This window comes from Paenarthrobacter sp. NPDC056912 (assembly GCF_042786555.1).
Classification (GTDB): Bacteria; Actinomycetota; Actinomycetes; order Actinomycetales; family Micrococcaceae; genus Arthrobacter.
Genome location: NZ_JBHUCD010000005.1, coordinates 90,450 through 115,133, shown reverse-complemented (window position 1 = coordinate 115,133; position 24,684 = coordinate 90,450). Strand labels below are relative to the sequence as shown.

Genomic DNA, 24,684 nt, shown 5'->3' with positions numbered 1-24,684 from the left:
CGCGTCCGGTACGGGCTAAGCTGTCGCGATAGCCAGCACACGTCGGAGGGCCCAGGCCACGCGCAACAGGGCCAGGACGCAGGCGAAGGCCAACACAAAGACCACGGCCTCGGGAATCCACAGCCCGCCGGGGCCATCACCTTCAAGAACCACCGTGACCAGGGCGGCCACCACCAGCAGGCCCAGCCCGGGAATGGCGAACAGGAAGACTTCGCCGATCTGCCGACGATGGGTGGCCGTCAGCTTTTCCAAAGGCAGTTCCCGCTGGCCCGGCGCCGACTTCTTCCCGAGAACGTTGATCAGCATGGAGACACTGGTGAGCGTGAGTCCGGCTGTCGCGCCCGCCAAGGTGGCGAGGGTTTGGAAGAGCGCCCGCCGCGCACCGGCGTCGACGTCCTCCAACAAAAGCGGCCACCCGGCAAGCAACGGGATCCCCAGCCAGGCCAGCACCAGCAGGACAGCCCACAAGTAGTCGGCTGCCTGGTGCAGCAGGAACCATCGCCAGACGGTCCAGTGGCGTCCTGTGCGCTCGACATCAACCCCGTACAAGCTCATGGCCCGCACCGCCTTGTTTCTCCAGGGCGTCCTCCGCAGCGGCGGCCATGGCACCACGGACAGCTGCCATTCCTCCGGCGACGATCTCCGGAACCTGGGCGGAGTCGGCGGAGCCCGTGATCGCTGGCAAAGTCCGTTCGAAGAAGGCCTCATTGTCGCGGGCCTGCCTGTTGAGGATGGCGATGGCTTCTGCCACCGATTTCCGGGGGTCGTTGAAGACGTCGGCGTCAACCTCAACGTGCGATATGAAACGCTCCTTCAACAGGTCCACTACCTCGCGGTCACCTGTCAGGGAATCCTTTCCCTCTGCCACCACGTAGTCGAAGTGCTCCACGGAACCGGCCCTGCGGAAGAGATCGATGAGTTGTTGGATGCGGTCCCTGATCCGCTGCTTGTCCTCAGCTTTACCTGACCTGCCCACCGTGAGGGAGATCCGGAAGGTGCCCTCGGTCATCAATCGGGAGGTGCTGTCCAAGACGTCCGCCCATTCGCCTTCCATGAGCTTGCCGGAGAGGCGTTCTGCGGGAATCGCGAATTCGAAGCGGCTGACCTCCAACCTGGCCAGGATCTCCTCCACATCCTCGCGGACCACCGGAACCAGGCTCGGCTCCATCCCCACCATGCCGCCGAGGTACTCCCCCATCCTGGACGCTCGGGGACCATTGCCGCTGGTCAACACCGCGATGACGTTCCGCTTCAAGAAGGCAAAGTACGTAGTCTCCAGCAAGTGGTCGCCGGGAGCCAGGGGCAAAGGCTTGCGGCGCCCCAGGGCATCGCCAACGCTGGGCAGGTTCGTTTCCCTGACACGGTCCAGCAGCACCACCGGATGGGGCGTCAAGGCCACCGCCTGGGCCAGAAGCACAGTGCCATCGACACTCGTGAAGCGGCGGTCCACCCCGGCTTCCTGGGCGTTCTTGAGTACCTCGGCCACCCGACGTGCTGGAAACGGGCGGCCCAACGCATCCCCGTTCAGTTGCTCGATGCGCCAGAACTGCACACTGCGTCTTGCCATCCGCCCTCCCTGGCAGTAACTGCTGATTCGGCTTCCAAGCTACCGGCGAGGTCCGACACTAAAGCCAGGTGTCGTCGTCGTGCGCTTTCACCAGCTTCACAGGCGGTATTTCGGCCCCGGTGCGAACAATGCGTCCATTTCGTCGTGGCTGCGCGTGCCTGCCAAGCCTGCCCAGTTGCCGTCTCCCAGAATTTCGGTGGCCACTCGCGCCACCTTGGCGTAGGCCGCCTTGGCTGCGTTGCCGCCGATGCTGACGCGACGGACGCCGGCGTCGTGCAGTTCCAACGGCGACGGCGCCCCGACGCCTGCCAAGGCGTTCAGCGGTGCCGGTATCCGGTTGGAGAGCTCATGCAGGACGTGCAGATCCACCACGCCGGGAACGAAAACTCCGTCCGCTCCTGCGGTGATGTACCGCTCGGCCCGCTGCAGGGTCTCGTCGTAGGCCGTTTCGGGGAACCGGCCCGACAAGTAGGTATCGGTCCGGGCGTTGATGAACAAAGGTATCCCGCGCTCATCCGCAACGGCCCGGATCAAGGCAATCCTGCGTGACTGCTCATCGATGTCCGTGAGCGGCTCCGCGGCCGAGTCTTCAATGTTGATGCCCACAGCGCCTGCGTCCAGGACCGCATGGACGGTGGCACGGAGTTCGTCATCAGTGCGTCCGTAGCCCGTCTCGATGTCGGCCGTGACCGGCAGCCGGGTGGCCCCCACCACGCGCCCCAGCGCGGCCATCGCCAGACCCCATGGCACATGGTCGCCGTCCCGGAAACCCAGGCTCCAGGAGACCGCCGAGCTGGAGGTTGCGATCGCCGTCGCGCCTGCTTCCTGCACGACGCGGGCTGAGGCGGCGTCCCAAACATTCACCAGGACCAGCGGCGTGGGACCGGCGTCGTGGAGCTTGTGGAAGTGTTCGGCTTTGGTCACGGATCCCCGGTGCGGTGTCATAGCTACATTCCAGCCCTTCCCGATCGCGGCGTAAAGCTCCGGGCGGGAAACTCATCGCCATGTTTAGAAACAACTGTTGCCTAATTGGCAACATCAGGGAGTATCCTGTCAGTGTGACCCACGAAACATTGGATGCCGGCACAACGCTGCCCGCTGAAGCCATCGACGCCATTGAGCGGGCCGCCACGGCCGCCCACCCGCACGAGGAATTGTTCTCCGCGCGGGCTGCCAACATCAAGCAGTCTGCTGTACGGGATGTCTTCGACATCTCCATGCGGCCAGGCCTTGTCTCCCTCGCCGGAGGCAACCCCTACCTGCAGTCGCTCCCCCTCGAGAAGCTGGGCCAAACTGCAGCCCGCATCATCGCCGAAGAAGGCATGACCGCACTGCAGTACGGGGGCGGCCAGGGCACCGAAGAACTCCGAACCCAGATCTGCGAGATCATGGCCGCAGAGGGAATCACCGATGCCCTCCCGGAAAACGTAGTCATCACTGCCGGCTCCCAGTCGGCGCAGGACGTAGCCACAAAGGTCTTCTGCAACCCTGGGGATGTTGTCCTGGTGGAAAACCCCACTTACGTAGGTGCTTTGAATACGTTCGAGGCCTACCAGGTGGAGGTGGAGCCGATCGACATGGACGACGACGGCCTGGTACCTGAGGTGCTCGAAGCCAGGATCGCGGCGCTCCAAGCCGAAGGCAAGAACATCAAGTTCCTCTACACCATCCCCAACTTCAACAACCCTTCGGGCATCACCTTGGCCTCGGACCGCAGGCAGCGGATCGTCGATATATGCCGCGAAGCGAATATCATTGTCCTGGAGGACAACCCCTACGGGCTGCTGCGGTTCGATGGCCACCCGATCTCTCCAATGCGCGCGGCCAATCCCGACGACGTGATCTACCTGGGATCGTTCTCCAAGATCTTCGCTCCTGGGCTACGCATTGGCTGGGCGCTTGTTCCCGCCCACCTGCAGCGGCGCTTCTACTTGGCCTCCGAGGCCGTGACACTGTGTCCGCCGCCCCTGAATCAGATGCTCGTCTCGGCATATCTTCGCGAGTACGACTGGAAGGGACAGATCGACACCTACCGCACCCTCTATTCGGAACGCTGCGAGGCACTGCTGTCCGCCCTTGGCACCTACATGCCGGCGGGCCTGAGCTGGACCCGGCCCGATGGCGGCTTCTTCGTCTGGGTCACCCTGCCAGAGGGCGTGGACACGTATCCGCTGCTGGCCAAGGCCATCGATGCCGGGGTTGTCTTCATTCCCGGGGCAGCCTTCACTCCGGCAGACGGACCCTCCAACAAGCTCCGCCTCGCCTTCAGCGCCGTACCCCCGGATACGATTACCGAAGGCGTCCGCCGCTTGGCGCCCGTCCTGGCAGAAGCCATCGAAGCCACCACTGAAGGAGCAGCACAATGACCGGAGTTGTGATTGTCGGAGTAGACGGCAGCGAGACGGCAATGCGTGCGGCGCAGGCCGCCCAGCAGTTGGCCATCGGCTTGGGAGCAAGCCTGCGGGTCGTCAGCGCTTTCGACAGCAACCGGACCGAGGTGGTGGAAATCGGCACCGACAAGTGGATCGTGTCCGACGCCGCCGAAGCGGAAACCGTAGCCCGCACTGTGGCCGAGCGCCTGGCTCACGACGGCCTGGAGGTGACCTACTCTGCCGCCCGCGGCAAGCCGGGTGAAGCCCTGGTGAAGGAAGCCGAAGTACAGGATGCCCGACTGATCGTGGTGGGTAACCGACGCATGCAGGGGCTGGGGCGGGTCTTGGGAAGCGTAGCCAACACCGTGGCCCACACAGCTCCCTGCGACGTCTACATCGCGAAGACCGACCAGCCGTAAAGCGAGCTGAATCACGCCGCCGGGTGGGGAGGCTCACCCGGCATTTGGCGTATTTTGGGCCTCGCCCCTGAAGTCACCGTTATAAAATCGAAATGCCCCCAATGGCGAGAGCCACCTCCATTTCATCTGACTTCAGGGGATCCTTCTTTGCTTACTTTGCAGCCGCGCCAGCGCGTCGGACACGACATCCTGCTTGCCCGCCACGGCAACCACATCAGCACGATGCGCTACGACCGCGCCAACGACCGCATCGTCGCGATGCTCGACGACGGCTCCTGGGACAGCGCCCCCAACATGATCTCCCCGAGCATTGATATGCCGGAGACCATCGGCAGCGTCTTCCGCAAAGACTGGCGTTTCCTGTCCGTGGCCTGCATTGCCATGGTCACCGTGGCAGCCGTGGCTATGGGAATCAGCGTGGAGATGGCCAACCACATGTCCACCACCGAGCTCCAGGCCCTGCTGGTCAACTACCCGGCGTTTTAGCGGTTTCGCGCTGCCGTTCCGGCTCAGCCACCTCAGCACCGGGCATGCTTTCACGGAAATCGAGTGCCAGCTTGCCTCTCCTGCGCCGCAGCACCAGGATCACCACCCCGACCGCCAGCCAGGCAGCTCCCAGCAGGTACGTGAACCAAGCGAGCGACGTCCACAGCCACGCAATGAAGCCGAATCCGAGAACCGGCATGATCAGGTTTCGCAGAGCCCCCACGGCTCCCCGCTGGCGCATGTCGAAGAACAACACCTTGATCGTGGCAAGGTTCACCACGGCGAAGGCGATCAATGCGCCGAAGTTGATCATGTACACGGCCTGCTCCAGCGTGATGAACAGGGCAACCAGGGACACCGCAGAGACAAGCAGTGCGGCCACGAACGGAGTCCGGAAGCGGGGCTGCAGTTTCGCCACTGCGCCCGGCAGGATCCCGTCCCGCCCCATGGCATAGATAACCCGGCTGACACTCATCTGGGCCGCGGTCCCGCAGAGGACCAGGCCGCCGAGGTTCACCAGCACGAACACCACCATGAGCACACCTCCTCCGGCGCGCTGCATCAACTCGGTTCCCGCGGCGTCGAGGTTCTCCAGTGACCTCCACTCCGGAGCGATGAGACTGCCCGCAACGGAAAACAGGGTGTAGCCCAGACCCGCGAAGAGCGTAGACAGCATGATTCCGCGCGGCACGTCCCTCTTTGGATGACGGGTCTCTTCGGACAGGGTGGCGACGCCGTCGAATCCCAAGAACGCGAAGGCTACGATTGCCGCGGCGGCCATGACAGGCGCCACTCCACCGTCACCCAACGACAGGGGCCGAACGACATTCTCCAGGTTCAGGGCCGGGGCATTGATGACGGCCAGCACCAGGAAAACGAGAATGACCAAGGCCGAGGCCGTCACCACCACAAAGTTCATCTTCTTGATCCAGGCCACGCCGATCACGCTGAAGACACCTACCAGCACCAGGCAAGCCAGCACCGCCAGCTGCGGTGGTATACCGGGCAGCAGGCTATTGAGGTAGAGGCCGAAAAGCAGGAAGTTGACCATGGGCAGGAACAGGTAGTCCAGCATCATGGCCCAACCCACCAGGAAACCCACCGGCTTGCCGAAGGCGTGCGAAGCATAGGCGTAGGCGCCTCCTGTAACCGGGACGTGGCGCGCCATCTGGCCGTAGCTGTGGGCCGTGAACAACATGGCAACCAGGGCGGCAAGATAGGCCGCGGGTAGGTGTCCATCGCTGATTTCAGTGCCGGCGCCATAGACAGCCACTACGGACAGGATGCCCATGGACGTCAGGCCGAAGGCGATCAGCGAAGGCAGCCCAAGGACGCGCTTGAGCGTGGGCCCCGCCGGACGGATGTCCGACGCGGAGGTTGGGGTGGTGTACATGGCAGGTCTCCTCGAAGCGATCCACATCACATAAATGAACGGTATTCATTAGAGTAAGGGGGCGCAGGCACATCTGACTAGCTTTGGTATCCCAAAACTTCTGACGGCGAGTATTTTCGATGGGACTTGCCGTAATGGTGCGCCATTTTCGGCCACCCCTACTCGTGTTCACATTTCTGGTATACCATCTACTCAAACGATTGGCGACAGGATCCGAGATGACTACTTACTCTTTGCTTGCGGAAATCCAAGGAACGCCCCCCGGCGTACCGCCGCTCCTGGTCACACCTGGCTTTGTGGATGCACACATACATCCGGACAAGACCTCCTGGGGTTCCGGCTGGCTGTCCCGTTCGCCATCGCCGCTGCTGAGTGACCTCATCGCCAATGACCTCCACGCCCAGCTTGCCTTTGACGACGACGTCGAGAGCCGTGCCTACGCGTTGATGAAACAGGCCGTCCTCAACGGGACCATGTCCATGCGGGCACATGTTGACGTCGCCACGCAGCTGGGACTCAACAACATCCATGGCGTCCGGGCAGCCGCGGACCGCCTGGCGCCCTTTCTGGAGGTCCAGATTGTTGCTTTTCCGCAGTTCGGCCTGCTGAGCAACCCCGGCACGTTCGACCTCATGGAGGCGTCCTTGGCGGAGGGAGCAGACCTGGTGGGCGGCATCGATCCGGCATCCGTGGACGGAGACTTGCACGGCCATGTGGATGCCGTGTTCGGACTGGCGAACAAGCACGGCCGCGACGTTGACATCCATCTTCACGACACAGGCAGCGAGGGTCTACGGCAGTTGCGGCTGTTGGCGCAGCGCACCGTGGCGGAAGGAATGCAGGGACGCGTCACGATCGGGCACGCATTTGCAGTCTGCGATCCCCAGGAACCGGAACTACCGGCCACCTTGGATGCCATGGGAGAGGCAGGCATGTGGATGGCAACCTGTGCCTTGGGCGCGGATCCGGTACCGGACCTGCAGCTCCTGGCCCGCCATGGCGTCAAAGTTGCCTTGGGATCGGACGGCGTCAGGGACGCGTGGTCACCCTTCGGTACCGGCAGCATGGTGGACCGCATGCATCTTTTGGGCTACCGGACAGGCGCCCTGACCGACGCGGACCTTGAGCGCTGTTTCGGGATCGCAACCACTGCCGGTGCGGAGCTCGTGGGTTCGGCGGCAGTGCGCAGCTTCTCCGGCGCCAGTTCCAAGGACCGGCTCGAATTCACCGCGAACTCGATTCCTGAGTTGGTGGTCAACCGCCCCGGTCCTCTGAGGGTCATCCGGGACGGGCAGCACATCTCGTTGTAGCCTCTGCTGTCCGTGTGGCCGTTTCGCCAAAGCCTGCGGCGCGTGTGCCCGGAACTAAAGCATCCATTCCCGCAACAGCCACCACAGGCCGGCAATCACTACCCCGCCAAACAACGAACCCGCGATGACCTGACCCAGGGTGTGGGCGCGGAGCACCACGCGTGACCAACCCACGGCGGGCACCAAAAGAAACAACGGCAGCCAGGCGGGGCCAAACATCAATACGACGATGACCACGGCCGCTGCCAGGGCTGATGCGTGCCCGCTCATCTTCCAGAAGGCACTCACCACCGCCAAGACCGCGATGCCACCGATGAGGGCGATGATCATCACCGAGACGCTCACCGGGCCGTTCAGCAGCTGCAGCACCACCAGGCCGATCACCACTGATACCAAGGCCATCAGAAGCAACGCCGGGCGTTGCCGCCTGTCGCTGACGTGATGATCCGTGATCTTGCCAAGCCTGACCAGCACCAGAACGTAGGCCAGCGGCAGGACCGACACAAAGAAGGCTCCCAGCAGGCCGAACCCCACAGTCCCGGGGAACCCGGGCTCGATCGCCGGACTGATCAACAGCAGGACCGTCACCACTATGGGCGGCTGAAAGACTTCCGTCAGCACACGGGCAACGGTGCGCCATGGTCCCGTCAACAGTTGGGCGGACACACGTGCGGATTCGCCAGCCGTCACGCCGTCGTTCTGCACTGCGGCACGGTTCGTGGCCGTTTTGCGGTCAATCAAGCAACAGTGCCGGTTCTTCGAGGATGGATGCGACGTCGGCCATGAACCGCGCCGACAGGTCGCCGTCCACCACCCGGTGGTCGAACGAACCGCCAAGCGTGGTGATCCAGCGCGGAATAACCTCACCGTCCAGGACCCACGGCTTCTGCTTGATGGTTCCAAACGCAATGATGGCGACTTCGCCCGGGTTGATGATGGGGGTTCCGGTATCGATCCCGAGGGCGCCGATGTTGGTAACGGTCAGGGTTCCACCCTGCATCTCAGCGGGCTGCGTCTTGCCTGCACGGGCTTTGGTGGCCAACTCTCCGAGGGCAAGAGCCAGTTCCTTGAGTGAGAGATCCTGGGCATCCTTGATGTTGGGCACCATGAGACCACGCGGGGTTGCGGCGGCAATACCCAGGTTCATGTAGTGCTTGACCTGGATCTCGGCTCCACCGTTGCCGTCGGCGTTGTCCACCCAGGTGGCGTTAACGCTGGGGTTGCGTGCGGCGGCCCAAATGACGGCCTTGGCGAGGATGAGCAGGGGCGATACCTTGATGCCCTCGAAGTCGCGGGAAACCTTGAGCCGCTTGACGAACTCCATGGTGCGGCTGGCGTCAACGTCCACAAAAATGCTGACGTGCGGAGCCGAGAACGCAGAATCCACCATCGCTTTCGCTGTGGCCTTGCGTACGCCCTTCACCGGAACGCGCTCAATTCTCTGGTCCTGCGGTTTCCTGGACGCACCCCAGAACGAGTCAGCCTTGTCCAGCTCGGCGTCACGCTGCGCCTGGTAGCTCACCAGGTCCTCGCGGGTCACCTCGCCGCGCTGTCCGGTGGCCACGACGTCAGCGAGGTCAATGCCGAGATCGCGGGCGAACTTGCGAACCGGCGGCTTGGCCAGAACCTTGCTCACCAAACCACTGATGGTGCCGCTGATGGCCGCGCTGCGGGAGGCCACAGTCTGCTGCGGCGAGGTGGCCTGCTGCGGCGTGGTGGGCTGCTGCGGCGTGGCAGTCTGCTGCGCTGCGGTGGCGGGCGCGACGACGGCGGGGGCCGGCGTCGTGCGGTGAGGAACCGGAGTTTCGGCTGCTTTGGCTTCCAGCACCGCTTGGTGGTCCTGGACTGTTCCTTCGGCGTTCTCGGCGACCGTAACTGCCTCGGCAGAAGCTCCAACCGGGCGTTTGCGGGCGCGGCGCTTGACGGCGTCGGCTTTGGGTCCGGAACCCACCAAGGGACCACCGGCAGGCTGCTCCCCTGCTTCGTCAGGGAGCTTCCCGTAGACCGGCGTGAAAACGTCATCCCCGGCCGGCGCGGCAGAAGGAGCCTGCGCGGCTGGTTCGGCGTCCCCGTACTGACCCTCCGCAACGGCAATGATGGCCGTTCCGACCTCCACTGTGATGCCTTCTGCGACCAACAACTCCGTGACGGTCCCGGCGAATGGCGACGGCAACTCAACAAGTGACTTGGCGGTCTCGATCTCACACAGGACATCATTGATGGCAACGATGTCGCCGGGCTTGACCTTCCAGGCCACAACCTCTGCCTCGGTCAAGCCCTCGCCGACGTCCGGCAGGTTGAATTTCTTTACAGTCACAGTGGTCCTCGATTTCCGTGCGCCCGGCAGTGGGCCGGGCTGGATCAGGGCGGTTTAGTAGGCCAGGGAGCGGTCGAGCGCTTCGAGGATCTTGTCGATGTCCGGCAAGTAGTCCTCTTCCACCTTGGCAACGGGATAGGGCATGTGGAAGCCGCCCACGCGGATGACAGGCGCTTCCAGGTGCAGGAAGGCCCGCTCGCTGATGCGCGCTGCGATCTCGCCGCCGATGCCGCCGAACGTCGGTGCCTCGTGGGCAACGATCAGACGGCCGGTCTTCTTGACGGATGCTTCCACGGTGTCGAAGTCCAACGGGGAGATGGAGCGGAGGTCGATGACTTCGACGCTCCGGCCGTCTTCCGTGGCCGCGTTTGCCGCAGCCAGCGCGACCGGTACCAAAGGTCCGTAAGCCACAATGGTGGCGTCGGTGCCTTCACGGACCACGTGGGCCTTGAATGGGTCTTCGGAGAGGCCGGGATTCTCGACGTCCACCTCGCCCTTGAGCCAGTAACGGCGCTTGGGTTCGAAGAAGATCACGGGATCCTGGCACTCGATGGCCTTCTGGATCATCCAGTAGGCGTCGTGGGCATTGGATGGCGAAATGATGCGCAGGCCTGCCGTGTGCGCAAACAGGGCTTCCGGCGATTCCGAGTGGTGCTCGATCGAGCCGATGCCGCCGCCGTACGGGATGCGGATGACCACGGGAACGGTCAGTTTGCCGAGGCTGCGCGAGTGGATCTTGGCCAGCTGCGTGGTGATCTGGTTGAACGCCGGGTAGACGAAGCCATCGAACTGGATCTCGCACACAGGGAAGTAACCACGAAGGGCCAGGCCGATGGCGGTTCCAACAATGCCGGACTCGGCCAGCGGGGTATCCAGGACACGGTCGTCGCCGAATTCCTTGATGAGGCCGTCGGTCACGCGGTAGACACCACCCAAGTGTCCGATGTCCTCGCCCATCAGGAGTGACTTGGGGTTGCTCGTCAGCGTTGCACGAAGGCCCTCATTGATGGCCTTCGCAATGGTCATGGTCGCCATCAGTTAGCTGCCTCCTGGTCGCTCTCAAAGCCGGCCGAGTATTCCTCGAACCAAGCCAGTTCCTCTGCAATCAACGGGTGCTGTTCGGCATAAACGCTGGCAAAAGCGCCCCGAATGTCCGGGACTTCAAGCCCATGAGTGGTGCTCCGGACGTACTTCGCCAGCTCGTCGCCGTCGGCCTTGACCTGATCGAAGAACGCCTCGTCAGCAAGGCCCTCGGCGCGCAAGTACTTCTCCAGGCGGTCCAGGGGATCCTTCTCCCGCCAAGCAGCTTCCTCGGCGGATTCCCTGTACTTGGTGGGATCGTCCGCAGTGGTGTGGGCACCAACTCGGTAGGTGTAGGCCTCGATCAGCACGGGGCCACGGCCCTCGCGGGCGTGCTCGAGGGCCCACTCCGTGACGGCGTGCACGGCGATGACATCGTTGCCGTCAACGCGGATTCCGGGGAAGCCGTAACCCTTGGCGCGGTTGGCCAGCGGAACCTTGGTCTGGACTTCCGTGGGCACGGAAATGGCCCAGTGGTTGTTTTGGCAGAAGAACACCACCGGGGCGTCGTAGGAGGCTGCGAAGACCATGGACTCGTGGACGTCGCCTTCGGAACTGGCGCCATCGCCAAAGTACGCAATGACGGCGGCCTTGGGATCGGTGGAGTCCGAGGCTGCCGCGGTCCTCTGGTCCCGCTGGATGCCCATGGCATAGCCCACGGCATGCAGTGTCTGCGCAGCGAGGACCAGGGTGTAGAGGTGGAAGTTGTTCTCGCGCGGATCCCAACCACCGTTGGAGACTCCGCGGAACTGCTTGAGCAGCTCGGCAAGGTCCACGTTGCGGACAAGCGCGACGCCGTGCTCGCGGTACGTGGGGAAAATATAGTCCTGTGCCTGGCTGGCGTGGCCCGAACCGATCTGTGCGGCCTCCTGGCCGGTCAGCGGCACCCACAAGGCAAGCTCACCTTGGCGCTGCAGCGCGGTGGCCTCTTGGTCGAAGCGACGGATCCGGGCCATGTCGGTGTAGAAAACACGGAGCTTCTCGGGGTCGATCCGCTTGGCGTAGTCCGAGAAGACAGGATCGGTACCCAGCTTCCCGTCAGGCCCGAGCAACTGAACCATTTCCACAGGTTCGCCTGGCGCGGCTGCTGCCGCGGAGGTTGCCGCGAGAGTTTCGTCCGTCCCGGGGGGCAGTTGTGTCGAGCCCATTCCGTCTCCTTGCTTGCCACGGCGGAAGGCCTGGCAATGTCTGTCGCTGGGATATATGCCCATTCCGGAATGCATTCCGGAATGGGCATATATTTTGGCTTTCGCCCTTTACTTTATCGGCAGTAAGTAGCGTTGGCGCATTTGTTAACCACTAGGAACCTTGCGGAGCCTTTGTATAACCTGCACATAGTTTCAGGAATCGGGTGTTCGCTTCAGCTTCGCCGATGCTGACGCGGACCCCCTCGTTTCCGAACGCTCGGACGGACAGGGCCTGCTCAGCCGCCAAGGCAGCAAATTCGCCGCTGTTCGCCCCCAAATTCAACCAAACAAAGTTGCCTTGAGCCTCGGGAACGAACCAACCAAGGTCCCGCAAACCGGCCGTCACTCGGTCCCGCTCCTCCACCAGGCTTTGTACCCTTTCCACAACCTGATCGAAATTCTCGATGGAGGTCACTGCGGCGCGTTCCGCAATTTGGGAAACAGCGAACGGAGTAGCCGTGACGCGAAGGTGCTGGGTCAGCAGTGGTCCTGAAACGCTGTAGCCAACGCGCAGACCGGCAAGGCCGTGAGCCTTGGAGAAAGTCCTCAGCACCACCACGTTCGGGTACTCGCGGTAGAGCTTGATGCCGTCCACTGCTTCAGGGTCGCGAACGAATTCCTGGTACGCCTCGTCAATCACAACCACCACATTGGCCGGTACGGACTGGATGAAGTGTTCCGTTTCCTCTGCGGTGAGGATAGGACCGGTGGGGTTGTTGGGCGTGCACAGGAGAATCACCTTGGTACGTACCGTCACCGCGGCAGCCATTGTCTCGAGGTCGTGCCGGCCGTCCGCTAGCAGGGGAATCTGCACGCTTGCCGCGCCTGCGAGACCAACACAGATGGGGTAGGCCTCGAAAGAACGCCAGGCATAGATGACTTCGTCGGGCTTGCCGTCGTCGTTCTGACCAGCGAACGTTGCAAGGATCTGGTTCAACGCCCCGAGGCTGCCGGCACCGGTGACGACGTCGTCAGCGGGTACTTCCAGGAAGGCGGCCAGACTGTTGCGCAGTTTGGTAGCAAGGGGATCCGGGTAGCGGTTGATATCGGACTGGTCGGCGATGGCCTGCAACACTGCAGGAATCGGAGGCAGTGGGTTCTCGTTGGACGACAATTTGTAGCTGGTAAGGCCCTCAATCGCTGCGGGGGGTTTTCCCGCCGCGTACTTCGGGAGCCTGTCCACGACCGGGCGAGGGATGACGCCCTCCGGTACGTTGTCAGTAGTAGTCATGGCTTCAAGCCTACTTGCCAGTCCACGGCCGACGTTGTGCCGTTTGTCCGGCCGATTATCAGGCAGATATGAAACCATAGCCCCATGGGTTCAATCATCATTCGTGTCCTCATCAACGGGCTTGCTCTTTGGGTTGCCACCTGGCTGCTGGATGGAATGGATATCTCCACGAGAGCCACCGAGACAGCCGCCTCCAACGCCGGCCTTACCGAGGGTGCCGGCACAGTGGGCATTGTCCTGGCATATCTGTTCATTGGCCTGATATTCGGCCTGGTGAATGCCTTTGTCCGGCCCTTGGTGCGACTGTTGTCGCTCCCGGTGACCATTCTGACCTTGGGCCTGTTCACTGTCGTCATCAATGCGGCCATGTTGTACTTGACGGCTTGGTTGAGCAGCTTTACGCCGGTACACCTCACCCTCGACTCCTTCTTCTGGACAGCCATCCTGGCCTCGATCATCATCAGCATCATTTCGATGGTGGCCGGTCTGATCCCGGGCGCCCGCAGGCGCTAGCGGCAGGAAGACGTCCTCCGCAGGTGCAGCCTTAGCGAGTCCCGGCGTCCGTCTTCGTGTCCCGGACCGTCGGGGGCGAAGCAGGTTGTACCGCCGACGACCGGCCTGGCGCCCTTTCCAGTTTGAACCGCGTCACCTTGGCCACCCCGCCTGTACCCACAACACCCGCAAACACAGCACTTGAAGCCAGCAGTGACTCGTCATGGCTGGCGGCCACCAGCTCTGCTCCTGCCGCGTAGTTCTCCTGGTCATGTCCCGGCCCTATGCCAGGGTCTTCCCCGTCGGTTGTCCTGACTTCGTCGGTCAGGGTCACAGTCACCCTGTCCTTTGTGTCGGGGTTCATCCGGCCATCTGCTGCCGGGACCCAGTCCTGAACGTGTTCCAGATGAAGTGAACTGATGCCGGTTTCGGTGGTGATGCCGCCAACAGGAGCTCCGGCCGTCAGCACATACTTGAGGTCGAATTCGCTGAGGAATGCCTGGTTCTTACCGAGGTTCATGGCGTGAACACCTCCTTGGCTGTGACCGACTGCCACCACTGGATCCCCGGCCGCGGCACCCGCCTCACGGAGGGCTTGGCCAACGGCCGGGACCACCTCTTCGGAGTCGTACCCCAGCGCTTCGCCGATTCCTTGGACGTCGAAGGGATTTGTTGCGGGCGAATCGGGTTGGGTTCCCGGAATGAGGACCATCCATGACGCCGAACCCTTGTTATCAAATCGAATGACCTCAATCTCGCCGTCGTTCCGGGCATGTAGCTTCTGGAGACGCCGAAGGCTTTCAGCCATGGAGGGCTCAATGACCTCAATCGATTCGTTCATTCTTTCGACAGTCACCGGCCTCGGCCGCATGTCGGGAAGAAGAGGTGACTCCAGGACGCCACGCACAACGTCATGCGACCCTGCCCAGAAGGGAAAAGCCAGCGTGGCCAGATTGTGCGTTAGCTCCCGCCCGAAGGGCCAGATCGAACCGGACAATCTCAACTCCTCGAGGCCCAAGACCCGGGGAATGCTGTTCCTGGCCTCAGCCTCCACGTAGTCCCGGTGGCTGGCCCGAACGGATGCGCTGACTGCCACCAATTCCTGGCACACCCGCCCCAGTTCCTTCCGGCTCTCCGCCACCGCGTTGATGGCATCGCAGCCAGTGTCATAGGAGCCGTAGATATATGGCCCCAACTCGTCTTGGACCCGACGAGCCTCTTCTTCGACGCCGAGGAGCTGTTGGACCATTTCATCAAGCTGGCCGGCGCCCCTGAGGAGTTCCTCGAGCTGGAATGAGATCCCGCCTACCCCGCCCCTGATGGCCAGGCTCCCGTCGGGAGCCGGAGGTGAGGGTTTGGGCGCCGCGCCTGCACCCACAGGAGCTGAGTCAGACATCAAGGACCCCGCTCGGCTGAGACGGAGACATTCCGGGAATGGCGCAGCACCAGCGCGGCTGCGCCATCCAGTGACTCCCGGGCACGCATCAGCGCCGAAGCGTGCAAGGCAATGGTGGTCCTATAGGCGCGACCTGCAGGAGAAAGCCAATCCTCCAGTTGCGTCCGCCGCAGAGATGCCAGCACGGTGTCTACCTGGTCAACGCAAACCTTGAGACGCCAGGCGAGCCTCTGGAGATCGTGGCTTCGTGAGGCACATTCCAGGGGGTCGAAAGTGGGCGGGTTGGCTGGAGGCATCAAGCCGACGCTCATGTCCGTTTACTCCATTGGTTGTTCTGATGATCAGTAGCTACGACGCTACGGAGCGCCAGAACCGGACGGAAGCGCCGCCGTCGCGTATGTGGATAACCCGACGGGCCGTCCACATAGCGCCGTCACCAACTCCCGGCGCGTTCGCCAAGCATGAAAGAATAGGCACCATGGCTGAATCCCCTCGCGTGTCCCTTGCTTCCGAACCCCTTGCCCTTGGCGCCCTCGACGGCCGCTACCGCGCCGCCGTCGCGCCGCTGGTTGACTACCTGTCCGAGGCCGCGCTGAACCGCGATCGCGTTCACGTGGAAGTTGAGTGGCTCATCCACCTGACCAGCCAGTCCGTGCTGCCCGGCGCCGGACCGCTGACGGACGAGCAGATCGCCAAACTGCGCGCAATAGTCACCGAATTTGACGCCTCATCGGTCAACGAACTTGCCGAAATCGAAGCCGTCACCGTCCACGACGTCAAGGCCGTGGAGTACTACATCGGGCGTCGCCTGCCCGCCATCGGCATCGAGAACCTCACCGCGATGGTCCACTTCGGCTGCACGTCAGAAGACATCAACAACCTCTCCTACGCGGTGGGCATCAAGGGTGCTGTGGAGGACGTCTGGCTGCCGAACGCCGCGGCCCTGGTCAAGCAGATCGAAGCCATGGCGGGAGAGAACCGCTCGGTCCCCATGCTGTCCCGCACGCACGGCCAGCCCGCAACGCCCACCACGCTGGGCAAGGAACTGGCAGTGATCGCCCACCGCCTGAACCGCCAGTTGGCACGCATCGCCAAAACCGAATACCTCGGCAAGATCAACGGCGCCACCGGCACCTACGCGGCACACGTCGCGTCGGTTCCGAGCGCTGACTGGGAAGCGGTCGCCAAGACGTTCGTCGAGGGTCTCGGCCTTAGCTGGAACCCGCTGACCACCCAGATCGAGAGCCACGACTGGCAGGCAGAGCTCTACGCCGACATCGCGCGCTTCAACCGCATCCTGCACAATGTCTGCACGGATATCTGGAGCTACATCTCCATCGGTTACTTCCGCCAGATCCCGGTTGCAGGCGCCACGGGTTCGTCCACCATGCCGCACAAGGTGAACCCGATCCGCTTCGAGAATGCCGAGGCCAACCTCGAAATCTCGAACGGCCTCCTGGACACTCTCGCCGCCACACTGGTCACCTCCCGCTGGCAGCGCGACCTCACCGACTCCTCCTCGCAGCGCAACATCGGCGTCGCTTTCGGCCACTCGCTTTTGGCGATCTCCAACGTCGCCAAGGGCCTCAAGGCCCTGGACGTCGCCGAGGAAGTCCTCGCAGGCGACCTCGATACCAACTGGGAAGTCCTGGGCGAAGCCATCCAGATGGTCATGCGCGCTGAGGCCATTGCGGGCGTCGACGGCATGGAGAACCCGTACGAGCGCCTCAAGGACCTCACCCGCGGCCAGCGCGTGGACGGTGCCCGCATGCAGGAGTTCGTCCAGGGCCTGGGCCTCTCCGCGGACGCCGAGGCACGCCTGCTCGCTTTGACCCCGGGCAAGTACACCGGCATCGCCGACAAACTGGTAGACCACCTGCAGTAGTACAGGAACGGCCAACGACGGCGGACCGGGGCTAGGTGGGTGCCTTGGTCCGCCGTCTGCGTTAACCCGACGTCGACGCCAGGGCCGTCGCGCCCAACCAGCCGTCGGCGCCTTGCCGGTCCGCGGCGCCCAACCCGCCGTCGGCGCCTATGCCGGTCCGCGGGAATCAACCCGTCCGTAGCCGCCCAAGCCGGCGTCGGTGTCACCCCCGGCTGCCGACACCTAAGCTGGTAAGCGGAAGTGCGTTCCTTCCCAGTTGCTGATCGCAGCATCGCGCTTGACCCTCGAAACACGGCGTGTCTGGCTGTTCCGAGGCTCCCGCGGCTGATTGGGTGGAGGTAACCGGGCCGGAGCGCAGCGCGTCCAACCCAACAGCTACAACGTGAGGAGCGGAGCACCCATGAAGCTCCTGTTGATCAGGCACGGACAAACCCCCGGCAATGTGGCGGGGCAGTTGGACACCGCGTTTCCAGGGCCGGGGCTGACTGATCTCGGTGAGCGCCAAGCAGCGGCTTTGCCTGGGGCGTTGGCAGCTGAGGCCATTGAGGCCCTCTACACCTCGACTTTGCTCCGCACCCAGCGGACGGTTGCCCCCTTGGCGAAGGCCACTGGCTTGAAGCCGGAAATCCTGGACGGCGTCCACGAAATCGAAGCCGGTGCGCTGGAAAAGAAGACGGACCACGAATCGCACATGCGGTACATGAAGACCGTGTTCGCATGGACGGACGGCGACCTCGACGTTCGCATGCCGGGGGCCTTCAACGGACACGACTTCTTTGCCCGCTTCGACGCTTCGGTGGAGAAAGTTGCATCCGCAGGACACTCGACGGCCGCGATCGTCAGCCACGGTGCCGCGATCCGCTGCTGGGCCGGCAGGAGGGCCACCGATATTGACACCCTCTTCGCGGAAACTCACCAGCTCCCGAACACTGGAATCGTAGCCCTCGAAGGCGACCCCACTACTGGCTGGAAGGTGCTGCACTGGGATCAGATCCCCGTGGGCGGCATGGCCCTGGCGGACCAAACGGCAGAGGACCCCACGGGCGAAGCGTTCTAGGACACACGTTGTGGGGCACGCTCTGCGCCCCAACCCTGGCGGAGGGAACGCAGTGCGGGCCCCACAACGCAGGAAATGCCATCATTTCTCCCGAACCTTACGCGCAGGAAACACCACGGTAACCACAGCTGCCTAGGCTTGAGACGCATAGACACCTCTGACGAACCCGGCGAATTGAGGCACCAATGCAGACCAACCCACGGCTCAACATCCGGCAGGTCACGTGGGCCAACCCTGTGGGCGCTGACCTCCGTGCCGCCCAGCAGGCTGAACTCGATACCCGGTTTGGAACCACGGACCACGAACCCGGTCCTGCTCCGTCGGAAGCGGACACGGCCGTCTTTGTGGTGGCTTACGAAAAGTGCTCAGGACAGCCCTTGGGCTGCGGCGGTCTGAGGATGTTGGACGAGAACACGGCCGAGATCAAGCGCCTCTACGTAGTCCCCTACGCACGGGGATCGGGCGTGGCAAGCTCAATCCTCGCCGCGCTCGAAGCCCAGGCCCACTCGCACGGGTTTAGTGTGATCGCCGCGGAAGCAGGTTCAGCCCAGTCGGACGGCCGAAGTTTCTACGAGAGTGCAGGCTTCGCTGCAGTGCCCAACTTCGGCCCGTACATCGGCGTCGAGGAGTCGTATTGCTACTCCAAGCGGCTTGATTCGCACAGTGCCTCGCATACGGCAATGGCCTAACGGCGGTTGAGCAGCGGCGCAACATCAAGCGGAGGTTGCCCCAGTTCGATAATCTCGGATTATGGAAAAAGCAGACATCACCTTCCGCACCCGCAAATGGGTGCGGCCCGAGGACCTTAACGCCAACGGCACACTCTTCGGTGGGAGCCTGCTGAAGTGGATCGACGAAGAGGCAGCGATCTACGCCATCCTCCAACTGGGAAACGGCCGCGCAGTGACCAAGTACATCTCGGAGATCAACTTCGTGAGTTCAGCGGTACAGGGCGACCTGATCGAAATGGGTCTGACGGCCAAACGCTTTGGCCGCACGTCCCTGACCATGCGTGCCGAGGTCCGCAACATGATCACCCGGCAAAGCATCCTGACCATCGAGGAAATCGTGTTCGTGAACCTGGGCGCCGACGGACGTCCCCAGCCACACGGCTACACGGAAATCACCTACGACCGCGACCGCATCCCCACGCATCACCTGACGAACACTCTCGACGAGGACTGAACCACCCGCCGTCGGGCGCTGGCCGCTACTGCAGGTATCGGAACACCGTCCACGTCCGGGCGTTCAAGCAGCAATCGGCGGTATGCCGGGCGCTGAACGTCGCCTTCCGGCCGGTGCCCGCGGTGCGAAACATCGCTTTGCCTCCGCAGGCCAGGCAGACGAGCTGCTGCCGCCGTGGTTCCTGCCGGTATTCGTCGAGATTATCGAAGTCCTCGGCGTCCCAGTCTCTCCGGTCGGCGAGGCACAATGCCCTTCTCATCGGCGGTGGCTTTCGATCGTAAACAGCGGTTAATACGGGTGCTGGCGGCCGCGAGAACGCGGCCGCCAGCTTATATATCCGGTGACGGGAGTGCGTGTCACCGGAATCTGTGGGGCGCGTTAGCGCCGGTCGAACGTCAGGCCGCCGGGCACCTGGAACGTCGGCATGAGCTCGAGCATGCCCACGTTCACGTGGCGGGGCGTTTCGATGGCGTAGTCCAGGGCGTTGACGATGTCGTCCGTGGTCAGCGACTCGTAGCCCTCGTAGTAGGTCTGCCAGGCTTCTTCCATGGCCTCCGGCGTACCGCCCAGGTTGCGTCCGAAGATCTCGGTCTCCACACGGCCCGGGCAGATCTCGGTGACGCGGATGCGCTTGCCCACAGTGTCGTTGCGGAGCTGGCGGGAAATCTGGTGCACGGCGGCCTTGGTGGCGTGATAGACCGTGTGGCCGTAGAAGTTGTACACACCGGCGATGGAGCTGATGTTGATGACGTGGCCGAGGTCGCGCTCCACCATGCCCGGCAGCACCAGCCGTGTGAGCTGCAGGAGGCCACGGAGGTTCACGTCCACCAGTTCGTCAATGTCCTCTTCGGAGGAATCCAGGATGTTGCCGGGCCGGGAAACCCCGGCGCAGTTGACGAGGACGTCCACCTTGAGGTCATTGACGACGGCGGCCAGCGCGGCGGTGTCGGTCAGGTCCACCACGTGCGGGATGGCTCCGGTGCGGTCGGCCAGCTCGGCGAGGCGTTCCTCGTTGCGGGCGACGGCGTGGACGGTCAGCCCACGCTTGGCCAGGCGCTCGGCGATGGCTGCTCCCATCCCGGTTGATGCTCCGGTGACGAGGGCGGTGGTGTAGTCGGAAAAAGACATTGGATCCTCCAAAAGGTGGGAGTCGGTGGGGCCGCAGTGCGCCGGGCCCGGAAGCCCGGCACACTGGCCGCAGGTAGTGGGCCGCAGGTAGTTCTGGCTAGGCGTCGCGCAGCGGTTCGTGTGCACGGTCCTTGACTGTGCTGACGGCGATCAGGGTGCCGAGCGCGGTGATGACTGCGTAGAAGGCCGGCATGTAGATGTTGCCGGTGCTGCCGATCAGCCAGGTCATCAACAGCGGTGCCGTGCCGCCGAAGAGGGCCGAGGAGATGTTGTAGCCAAGGCCGTAAGCGGAGTAACGGACGCGGGTGGGGAAGAGTTCGACGATCAGGATGTGGATCACTGCGGTGTGGCCGGCGAAGACGATGGCCATGATGCAGGCGCCGAGGATGGCCAGGCCCATTTCACCGGTGGCGATTAAGGCGTAGGACGGGATACCGAGGACAGCCATCGCGATTGCGGAGCCTGCGATGACTTTCTTGCGGCCGACACGGTCTGACAGGGCGCCCATGAACGGGATGGCGATGCAGATGACAACCAGGCTGCACGCAGTGACCAGGAGGGCTTCGCCAATGGTGAAGTTCAGTTGCTTGCCCTTGAGGAACGTGGGCATGTAGGAGAACAGGACGTAGTAGCCGGAGCCGTTCATCAGCGGGATGAAGAGGGCCAGGAGCATGGCACGGCGGTGTTCCTTGGACTGGAAGGCTTCCTTGAGCGGGTTCTTGGAGAGGCCGCCCTCTTCCTTCAGCCTTTCGAAGTTGGGGGTGTCGCTGATGGCCTTGCGGATGTACCAACCGATGATGCCCATGGGGATGGCAACCAGGAACGGGATGCGCCATGCGAACGCACCGAAGCCGCCGCCGTCGATCGCTGCCTGGGTGAGCCACGGCGACATGGAGTAAGCCACCAAAGTACCGGTGAGCAGTGCTGCGAAGGAGGCGATCTGGGCGTAGGAGGTGATGATGCCGCGCTTGCCTTCGGGGGCGTGCTCGGCGAGGAAGGTCATGGCGCCGGCAGCTTCACCGCCGACGGAGAAGCCCTGCAGGAGTCGCAGGAGGACCAGGAGAATCGGAGCCGCGATGCCGATGGCCGCATAGGAAGGCAGCAGACCGATACCGGCTGTGGCGACGCTGATCAGGAGGATGACAAAGACCAGTAGTTTCTGCCTGCCGATCCGGTCCCCGAGGTAGCCACAGACAACGGCGCCGAGCGGGCGGACGAAGAACGAGACCGCGTAACCCGCGAACACGAAGAGCAGTGCGTTGTCCGGGTTGCCTGGCGCGAGGAAGACGAGCGCCAGCGTTCCCGCCATGAAGGCGAAAATACCGTTGTCGTACAGTTCCACGAAGATGCCAACACAGCCTGCTGTGACAACCTTGCGGGTTTGGCGGCCCGTGAGCCGCTCATGCTGCACTGGCGCAGCGTTGGTGCTTGCGGTCATGACTTTTCCTTACTGAGATGAGCGTAGCAACGCCTACTGGTATGACGACAGGGTTTTTAGCTGCATGCCGCAACTGGTAGGTCCTGCCATTGGGGACGGCATCCGATGCCGAGGAGTCCGAAGACGGTGTTGACGGATTCGCGGAGGGTCTCAAGCTGGGCCCGCGAGCGCCTATGGGCGGCAGTTGCTTCTGCCACTGTGGTTTTCCGAAAACGGACTTTGTCCCCTGGCCTTGCTTGGGCCAGGACATCCAGTCCGGTGCTGGTGACTACTGCGAGTACGGTATACCCGGCGGTGACGCCGCGTCCCCGGTGCAGTACCAGCAGCTCTTCCCTTGAGGGAACCTCGACGGCGCCCACTGGCACGCCGCGGGAAAGGACCTCACCGCTGGAGGTTCTTTCCGGAAGTTCTCCGCCGAGCCGCAGGCCTATGTGGTTGCTGCGGCCGCTGACGGCGTACTCCGAGGTGAAGAGCAGCTCGCCGGATTCGCCGAACTCGGCGACGTCCGGCCCGTCGGTCACATCGACCAACAGATCTGTTCCGATGCTGGGCCGTTCAAGACCGAGCCGGAAGAGGGGAAGGTCGAAGTACGGCTGGCGTACAGGGCCCACGCTCCGACGGGTGACGAGCGTGGTTCCTTCCCGAAGCTGAAGTCCGAAGCCCACCACGGTGTCCGGAGCTGCACTTCCGAGCAACGTCTCAGCTTCGATGGAGCCGTGGACGGCCAGGTAGGCACGGAGTCCGCGGTGGATACCGCGGATGGATACTGACTCACCTGCCCTCACGGACACGGGCTCCCACTGACTGCACGGGCGCCCGGCAACCGTAAGGGTGACCGGCGCACCGGTGACGGCGATCAGGACGTCGGTGTTTGCCGTCATCCGAAAGTCGAGGGCGGTGATTTCCACCAGCGGATCGTTGTCCAGGTTTCCGGCGAGGATGTTGGCGGCCCGGGCCGAGTACTGGTCCAGGGCGCCGTTGACCGGAAGCCCGTAGCGGGGGCCGCGGGTCCTGCCAAGGTCCGTGACAACCGAGTTGCCGGGCTGCTGGATCAGGATCTCGCCGCTCATGGCCGGGGTTCCGATGCGATGGGGTCCAATTCCAGTGGCACCAAGTCCATGCCGGCGAAGTCGCCGAAGTCCTCGGAGCGGATCTGCCGGAACCTCAGGATGTCGCCCGGCTTGTAGGGCACCAGCGGTTCGCGACGGATGTTCAGGACGGATAGCGGGGTCTGGCCAATGACGCACCAGCCACCTGGAGCCGAGGCCGGTGCGATGACAGCCTGGCGTCCGGCAACTGCCACCGCACCGGCGGGCACGCTGAGCCGCGGATCCTTCAGGCGGGGCACGGGCTTGGGGAACGCGGGACCGTCCATCATGGGCGAACCCGCCGGCGCACCCAGGCAACGAACGGTGTAGGTCTTTTCGGTGTGGAGGCGGATGACTTCCTCGGTGGTGATGCCCTGGTGCTCGGCAACCTTCTCCAGGTCCGGGCCGTAGTCGCCGCCGTAAACCACGGGGACGTCGAACTCACGGGGAGCCTTCGCGGATTCGCCGGCATGGTTGAGTTCAAGGAGTCCGAGTTTGACGAAGGCACGCACTTGGCGGGCGGAAACCAGGATGGGATCGAACTCCACCAGCACGGAATCATACGTGGGGACGGCGCCGTGGAGGCCCTCGGCACCGCAGCTTTCCAGCCAGTCCGCCAGGCGGTGAACGGTGAGCCAGTTGTCTTCGCTGGCTTCCGAAATCGCTACGACGCGCAGGGCGGAGTCTCCGGACTCGTAGATCTCGGTGGAAGCCACTGTCAGGACGGGCATCTTAGGCCGCCTTCCTCTTGGCGTCCATGACCTCGGCGAGCGGGGCGATGTGGACGCCGGCGGAGACAAGCTCCGAGCGGATCAGGCGGGCCAGTTTGACGGCGCCCGGGTTGTCCCCGTGAAGGAGGACGGTGTCGACGTCGATGTCCATGTCCACGCCGTTGGCGCAGCGGATCTTGCCGTCAACCACCATGCGCAGGGTGCGGTCCACGATCTCTGCGGGATCGTGGAGCACGGCACCCGGCTGGCTGCGGGGAACCAAGGTGCCGTCTTCCTGGTACGCACGGTCCACGATGCCGACGATTGCTACGTCCAGCCCGGCTTCCCGGGCGGCGGTGGCAAGTTCGCCGTCCTGGGCCACCACGATGAGTTCGTTGTCCACGCGGGCTGCGGCTTGGGCAACAGCCTTCGCGTAGTCGGCGCGAACAGCCACGAGGTTGCCTAGGCGGCCGTGGGGTGCGAGGTGGGTGACCTTGGTGTCGTGGAAGGCTGCGAATCCGTTCAGGGCGCCCAGTTGGTACAGCACATCGTTCTGAACCTCGTTTGCTGAGAGGCCCATGTCGCGACGGCCAAAGCCGCGCAGGTCCGGGAAGCTCGGATGAGCCCCAATACCAACGCCGCGGCGAACACATTCAGCAACCGTGGCGGCCATAATGTCCGGGTCACCGGCGTGGAACCCGCATGCGATATTGGCACTTGTTACGATCTCCAGGAGTTCGGAATCGTCGCCAATGGTGTAGGCGCCAAATCCCTCTCCAAGATCCGCTACAAGATCAATTGTCGGGTTCACGTGGTTCTCTTTCCGTGGTTTTGCAGTGGAATTGAATTCCAGGAAAATGGCGGATGCTTGTAGAATCCCAAAGCGTCGCCTGATGTTCTTTCCAAAAGTCTCGCACCGGTCAACCACGTTGCACAAAGACCT

The 24,684-nt window shown here is 63.4% G+C and carries 26 protein-coding genes; 9 read left to right on the top strand and 17 right to left on the bottom strand.

Features of this window, described 5'->3' with window-relative positions; genetic code table 11:
• Window positions 1-15 precede the first annotated feature (15 nt).
• The 3 genes from ACFRJ9_RS07365 to ACFRJ9_RS07355 form a co-directional block, all read right to left on the bottom strand.
• Window positions 16-555 (bottom strand): hypothetical protein, encoded by a 540-nt coding sequence (locus ACFRJ9_RS07365; RefSeq protein ID WP_377665975.1) that lies wholly within the window; start codon window positions 553-555, stop codon window positions 16-18.
• Window positions 536-1,567, bottom strand: coding sequence for a hypothetical protein (locus ACFRJ9_RS07360; RefSeq protein ID WP_377665973.1), 1,032 nt, complete (start codon window positions 1,565-1,567; stop codon window positions 536-538). The genes ACFRJ9_RS07365 and ACFRJ9_RS07360 overlap by 20 nt, the downstream gene beginning before the upstream one ends.
• A gap of 96 nt (window positions 1,568-1,663) precedes the next feature.
• A complete protein-coding gene (locus tag ACFRJ9_RS07355) occupies window positions 1,664-2,512 on the bottom strand; it encodes an isocitrate lyase/phosphoenolpyruvate mutase family protein (RefSeq protein ID WP_377665971.1) in 849 nt (282 codons plus the stop codon).
• A 113-nt stretch (window positions 2,513-2,625) separates the two neighbouring features.
• Between ACFRJ9_RS07355 and ACFRJ9_RS07350 the strand changes: the two genes are divergently transcribed.
• The 3 genes from ACFRJ9_RS07350 (at window position 2,626) to ACFRJ9_RS07340 (ending at window position 4,844) form a co-directional block, all read left to right on the top strand.
• On the top strand, window positions 2,626-3,933 hold the full coding sequence (locus tag ACFRJ9_RS07350; protein WP_377665969.1) for a PLP-dependent aminotransferase family protein: 1,308 nt from the start codon (window positions 2,626-2,628) through the stop codon (window positions 3,931-3,933).
• Window positions 3,930-4,358, top strand: coding sequence for a universal stress protein (locus tag ACFRJ9_RS07345; protein ID WP_377665967.1), 429 nt, complete (start codon window positions 3,930-3,932; stop codon window positions 4,356-4,358). The genes ACFRJ9_RS07350 and ACFRJ9_RS07345 overlap by 4 nt, the downstream gene beginning before the upstream one ends.
• A 147-nt stretch (window positions 4,359-4,505) precedes the next feature.
• On the top strand, window positions 4,506-4,844 hold the full coding sequence (locus tag ACFRJ9_RS07340) for a hypothetical protein (RefSeq protein ID WP_377665965.1): 339 nt from the start codon (window positions 4,506-4,508) through the stop codon (window positions 4,842-4,844).
• On the opposite strand, the gene ACFRJ9_RS07335 is transcribed toward ACFRJ9_RS07340, so the two are convergent.
• Entirely contained in the window at window positions 4,825-6,237 is a 1,413-nt protein-coding gene (locus ACFRJ9_RS07335; RefSeq protein ID WP_377665963.1) for an APC family permease, read from the bottom strand. The two genes, ACFRJ9_RS07340 and ACFRJ9_RS07335, sit on opposite strands and share 20 nt — an antisense overlap.
• Window positions 6,238-6,455: 218 nt before the next feature.
• Here ACFRJ9_RS07335 and ACFRJ9_RS07330 point away from each other — a divergent pair, with 218 nt between their 5' ends.
• Window positions 6,456-7,547 carry an amidohydrolase family protein gene (locus tag ACFRJ9_RS07330; RefSeq protein WP_377665961.1) on the top strand — a complete coding sequence of 364 codons (1,092 nt, stop codon included), beginning with the start codon at window positions 6,456-6,458 and terminating at the stop codon, window positions 7,545-7,547.
• Window positions 7,548-7,601: 54 nt separating this feature from the next.
• On the opposite strand, the gene ACFRJ9_RS07325 is transcribed toward ACFRJ9_RS07330, so the two are convergent.
• The 5 genes from ACFRJ9_RS07325 to ACFRJ9_RS07305 form a co-directional block, all read right to left on the bottom strand.
• Window positions 7,602-8,198 carry a phosphatase PAP2 family protein gene (locus tag ACFRJ9_RS07325; protein ID WP_377666248.1) on the bottom strand — a complete coding sequence of 199 codons (597 nt, stop codon included), beginning with the start codon at window positions 8,196-8,198 and terminating at the stop codon, window positions 7,602-7,604.
• A gap of 82 nt (window positions 8,199-8,280) precedes the next feature.
• Window positions 8,281-9,864, bottom strand: coding sequence for a 2-oxo acid dehydrogenase subunit E2 (locus tag ACFRJ9_RS07320; RefSeq protein ID WP_377665959.1), 1,584 nt, complete (start codon window positions 9,862-9,864; stop codon window positions 8,281-8,283).
• A gap of 54 nt (window positions 9,865-9,918) precedes the next feature.
• On the bottom strand, window positions 9,919-10,899 hold the full coding sequence (locus ACFRJ9_RS07315; protein WP_377665957.1) for an alpha-ketoacid dehydrogenase subunit beta: 981 nt from the start codon (window positions 10,897-10,899) through the stop codon (window positions 9,919-9,921).
• On the bottom strand, window positions 10,899-12,092 hold the full coding sequence (gene pdhA / locus ACFRJ9_RS07310) for a pyruvate dehydrogenase (acetyl-transferring) E1 component subunit alpha (protein ID WP_377665955.1): 1,194 nt from the start codon (window positions 12,090-12,092) through the stop codon (window positions 10,899-10,901). The genes ACFRJ9_RS07315 and pdhA overlap by 1 nt, the downstream gene beginning before the upstream one ends.
• Before the next feature lie 151 nt (window positions 12,093-12,243).
• Window positions 12,244-13,362 carry a histidinol-phosphate transaminase gene (locus ACFRJ9_RS07305; RefSeq protein WP_377665953.1) on the bottom strand — a complete coding sequence of 373 codons (1,119 nt, stop codon included), beginning with the start codon at window positions 13,360-13,362 and terminating at the stop codon, window positions 12,244-12,246.
• Window positions 13,363-13,446: 84 nt separating this feature from the next.
• On the opposite strand from ACFRJ9_RS07305, the gene ACFRJ9_RS07300 reads away from it, so the two are divergent.
• Window positions 13,447-13,875, top strand: a complete 429-nt coding sequence (locus ACFRJ9_RS07300) for a phage holin family protein (protein ID WP_377665951.1) — start codon at window positions 13,447-13,449, stop codon at window positions 13,873-13,875.
• Window positions 13,876-13,906: 31 nt separating this feature from the next.
• On the opposite strand, the gene ACFRJ9_RS07295 is transcribed toward ACFRJ9_RS07300, so the two are convergent.
• A complete protein-coding gene (locus ACFRJ9_RS07295) occupies window positions 13,907-15,250 on the bottom strand; it encodes a hypothetical protein (RefSeq protein WP_377665949.1) in 1,344 nt (447 codons plus the stop codon).
• Window positions 15,250-15,561: a hypothetical protein gene (locus ACFRJ9_RS07290; protein WP_377665947.1), complete on the bottom strand. Its 312-nt coding sequence runs from the start codon at window positions 15,559-15,561 to the stop codon at window positions 15,250-15,252. Before ACFRJ9_RS07290 ends, ACFRJ9_RS07295 begins: the two co-directional genes overlap by 1 nt.
• 167 nt (window positions 15,562-15,728) lie before the next feature.
• On the opposite strand from ACFRJ9_RS07290, the gene purB reads away from it, so the two are divergent.
• From purB to ACFRJ9_RS07270, 4 genes are all read left to right on the top strand, one after another.
• Entirely contained in the window at window positions 15,729-17,135 is a 1,407-nt protein-coding gene (gene purB, locus ACFRJ9_RS07285) for an adenylosuccinate lyase (protein WP_377665945.1), read from the top strand.
• 400 nt (window positions 17,136-17,535) lie between these two features.
• Window positions 17,536-18,192, top strand: a complete 657-nt coding sequence (locus tag ACFRJ9_RS07280) for a histidine phosphatase family protein (RefSeq protein WP_377665943.1) — start codon at window positions 17,536-17,538, stop codon at window positions 18,190-18,192.
• Between the two features lie 185 nt (window positions 18,193-18,377).
• Window positions 18,378-18,881, top strand: coding sequence for a GNAT family N-acetyltransferase (locus tag ACFRJ9_RS07275; protein ID WP_377665941.1), 504 nt, complete (start codon window positions 18,378-18,380; stop codon window positions 18,879-18,881).
• A gap of 61 nt (window positions 18,882-18,942) precedes the next feature.
• On the top strand, window positions 18,943-19,377 hold the full coding sequence (locus ACFRJ9_RS07270) for an acyl-CoA thioesterase (protein WP_377665939.1): 435 nt from the start codon (window positions 18,943-18,945) through the stop codon (window positions 19,375-19,377).
• A 25-nt stretch (window positions 19,378-19,402) separates the two neighbouring features.
• Here the strand turns inward: ACFRJ9_RS07270 and ACFRJ9_RS07265 are convergent, their stop codons facing one another.
• The 6 genes from ACFRJ9_RS07265 to ACFRJ9_RS07240 form a co-directional block, all read right to left on the bottom strand.
• Complete coding sequence (locus tag ACFRJ9_RS07265; RefSeq protein ID WP_377665937.1) at window positions 19,403-19,636, bottom strand: hypothetical protein; 234 nt, start codon at window positions 19,634-19,636, stop codon at window positions 19,403-19,405.
• 119 nt (window positions 19,637-19,755) lie between these two features.
• On the bottom strand, window positions 19,756-20,505 hold the full coding sequence (locus ACFRJ9_RS07260) for an SDR family oxidoreductase (RefSeq protein WP_159732412.1): 750 nt from the start codon (window positions 20,503-20,505) through the stop codon (window positions 19,756-19,758).
• A gap of 97 nt (window positions 20,506-20,602) precedes the next feature.
• Entirely contained in the window at window positions 20,603-21,943 is a 1,341-nt protein-coding gene (locus ACFRJ9_RS07255) for an MFS transporter (RefSeq protein ID WP_377665935.1), read from the bottom strand.
• Window positions 21,944-21,999: 56 nt separating this feature from the next.
• A complete protein-coding gene (locus tag ACFRJ9_RS07250; RefSeq protein ID WP_377665933.1) occupies window positions 22,000-23,013 on the bottom strand; it encodes a biotin-dependent carboxyltransferase family protein in 1,014 nt (337 codons plus the stop codon).
• The gene (locus ACFRJ9_RS07245; RefSeq protein WP_377665931.1) at window positions 23,010-23,762 is read right to left on the bottom strand and encodes an allophanate hydrolase subunit 1; all 753 of its coding nucleotides are present in this window, start codon (window positions 23,760-23,762) and stop codon (window positions 23,010-23,012) included. The genes ACFRJ9_RS07250 and ACFRJ9_RS07245 overlap by 4 nt, the downstream gene beginning before the upstream one ends.
• Window position 23,763: 1 nt before the next feature.
• Window positions 23,764-24,552: a LamB/YcsF family protein gene (locus ACFRJ9_RS07240; protein ID WP_377665929.1), complete on the bottom strand. Its 789-nt coding sequence runs from the start codon at window positions 24,550-24,552 to the stop codon at window positions 23,764-23,766.
• Window positions 24,553-24,684: the final 132 nt, after the last annotated feature.

Bases quoted from the DNA above. Each gene is read 5' to 3' on its own strand.
- ACFRJ9_RS07365 (WP_377665975.1), bottom strand. From the start codon at position 555: ATGAGCTTGTACGGGGTTGATGTCGAGCGCACAGGACGCCACTGGACC.
- ACFRJ9_RS07360 (WP_377665973.1), bottom strand. From the start codon at position 1,567: ATGGCAAGACGCAGTGTGCAGTTCTGGCGCATCGAGCAACTGAACGGG.
- ACFRJ9_RS07355 (WP_377665971.1), bottom strand. From the start codon at position 2,512: ATGACACCGCACCGGGGATCCGTGACCAAAGCCGAACACTTCCACAAG.
- ACFRJ9_RS07345 (WP_377665967.1), top strand. From the start codon at position 3,930: ATGACCGGAGTTGTGATTGTCGGAGTAGACGGCAGCGAGACGGCAATG.
- ACFRJ9_RS07335 (WP_377665963.1), bottom strand. From the start codon at position 6,237: ATGTACACCACCCCAACCTCCGCGTCGGACATCCGTCCGGCGGGGCCC.
- ACFRJ9_RS07330 (WP_377665961.1), top strand. From the start codon at position 6,456: ATGACTACTTACTCTTTGCTTGCGGAAATCCAAGGAACGCCCCCCGGC.
- ACFRJ9_RS07315 (WP_377665957.1), bottom strand. From the start codon at position 10,899: ATGGCGACCATGACCATTGCGAAGGCCATCAATGAGGGCCTTCGTGCA.
- pdhA (WP_377665955.1), bottom strand. From the start codon at position 12,092: ATGGGCTCGACACAACTGCCCCCCGGGACGGACGAAACTCTCGCGGCA.
- ACFRJ9_RS07305 (WP_377665953.1), bottom strand. From the start codon at position 13,362: ATGACTACTACTGACAACGTACCGGAGGGCGTCATCCCTCGCCCGGTC.
- ACFRJ9_RS07300 (WP_377665951.1), top strand. From the start codon at position 13,447: ATGGGTTCAATCATCATTCGTGTCCTCATCAACGGGCTTGCTCTTTGG.
- ACFRJ9_RS07295 (WP_377665949.1), bottom strand. From the start codon at position 15,250: ATGTCTGACTCAGCTCCTGTGGGTGCAGGCGCGGCGCCCAAACCCTCA.
- ACFRJ9_RS07290 (WP_377665947.1), bottom strand. From the start codon at position 15,561: ATGAGCGTCGGCTTGATGCCTCCAGCCAACCCGCCCACTTTCGACCCC.
- purB (WP_377665945.1), top strand. From the start codon at position 15,729: ATGGCTGAATCCCCTCGCGTGTCCCTTGCTTCCGAACCCCTTGCCCTT.
- ACFRJ9_RS07280 (WP_377665943.1), top strand. From the start codon at position 17,536: ATGAAGCTCCTGTTGATCAGGCACGGACAAACCCCCGGCAATGTGGCG.
- ACFRJ9_RS07275 (WP_377665941.1), top strand. From the start codon at position 18,378: ATGCAGACCAACCCACGGCTCAACATCCGGCAGGTCACGTGGGCCAAC.
- ACFRJ9_RS07270 (WP_377665939.1), top strand. From the start codon at position 18,943: ATGGAAAAAGCAGACATCACCTTCCGCACCCGCAAATGGGTGCGGCCC.
- ACFRJ9_RS07265 (WP_377665937.1), bottom strand. From the start codon at position 19,636: ATGAGAAGGGCATTGTGCCTCGCCGACCGGAGAGACTGGGACGCCGAG.
- ACFRJ9_RS07260 (WP_159732412.1), bottom strand. From the start codon at position 20,505: ATGTCTTTTTCCGACTACACCACCGCCCTCGTCACCGGAGCATCAACC.
- ACFRJ9_RS07255 (WP_377665935.1), bottom strand. From the start codon at position 21,943: ATGACCGCAAGCACCAACGCTGCGCCAGTGCAGCATGAGCGGCTCACG.
- ACFRJ9_RS07250 (WP_377665933.1), bottom strand. From the start codon at position 23,013: ATGAGCGGCGAGATCCTGATCCAGCAGCCCGGCAACTCGGTTGTCACG.
- ACFRJ9_RS07245 (WP_377665931.1), bottom strand. From the start codon at position 23,762: ATGCCCGTCCTGACAGTGGCTTCCACCGAGATCTACGAGTCCGGAGAC.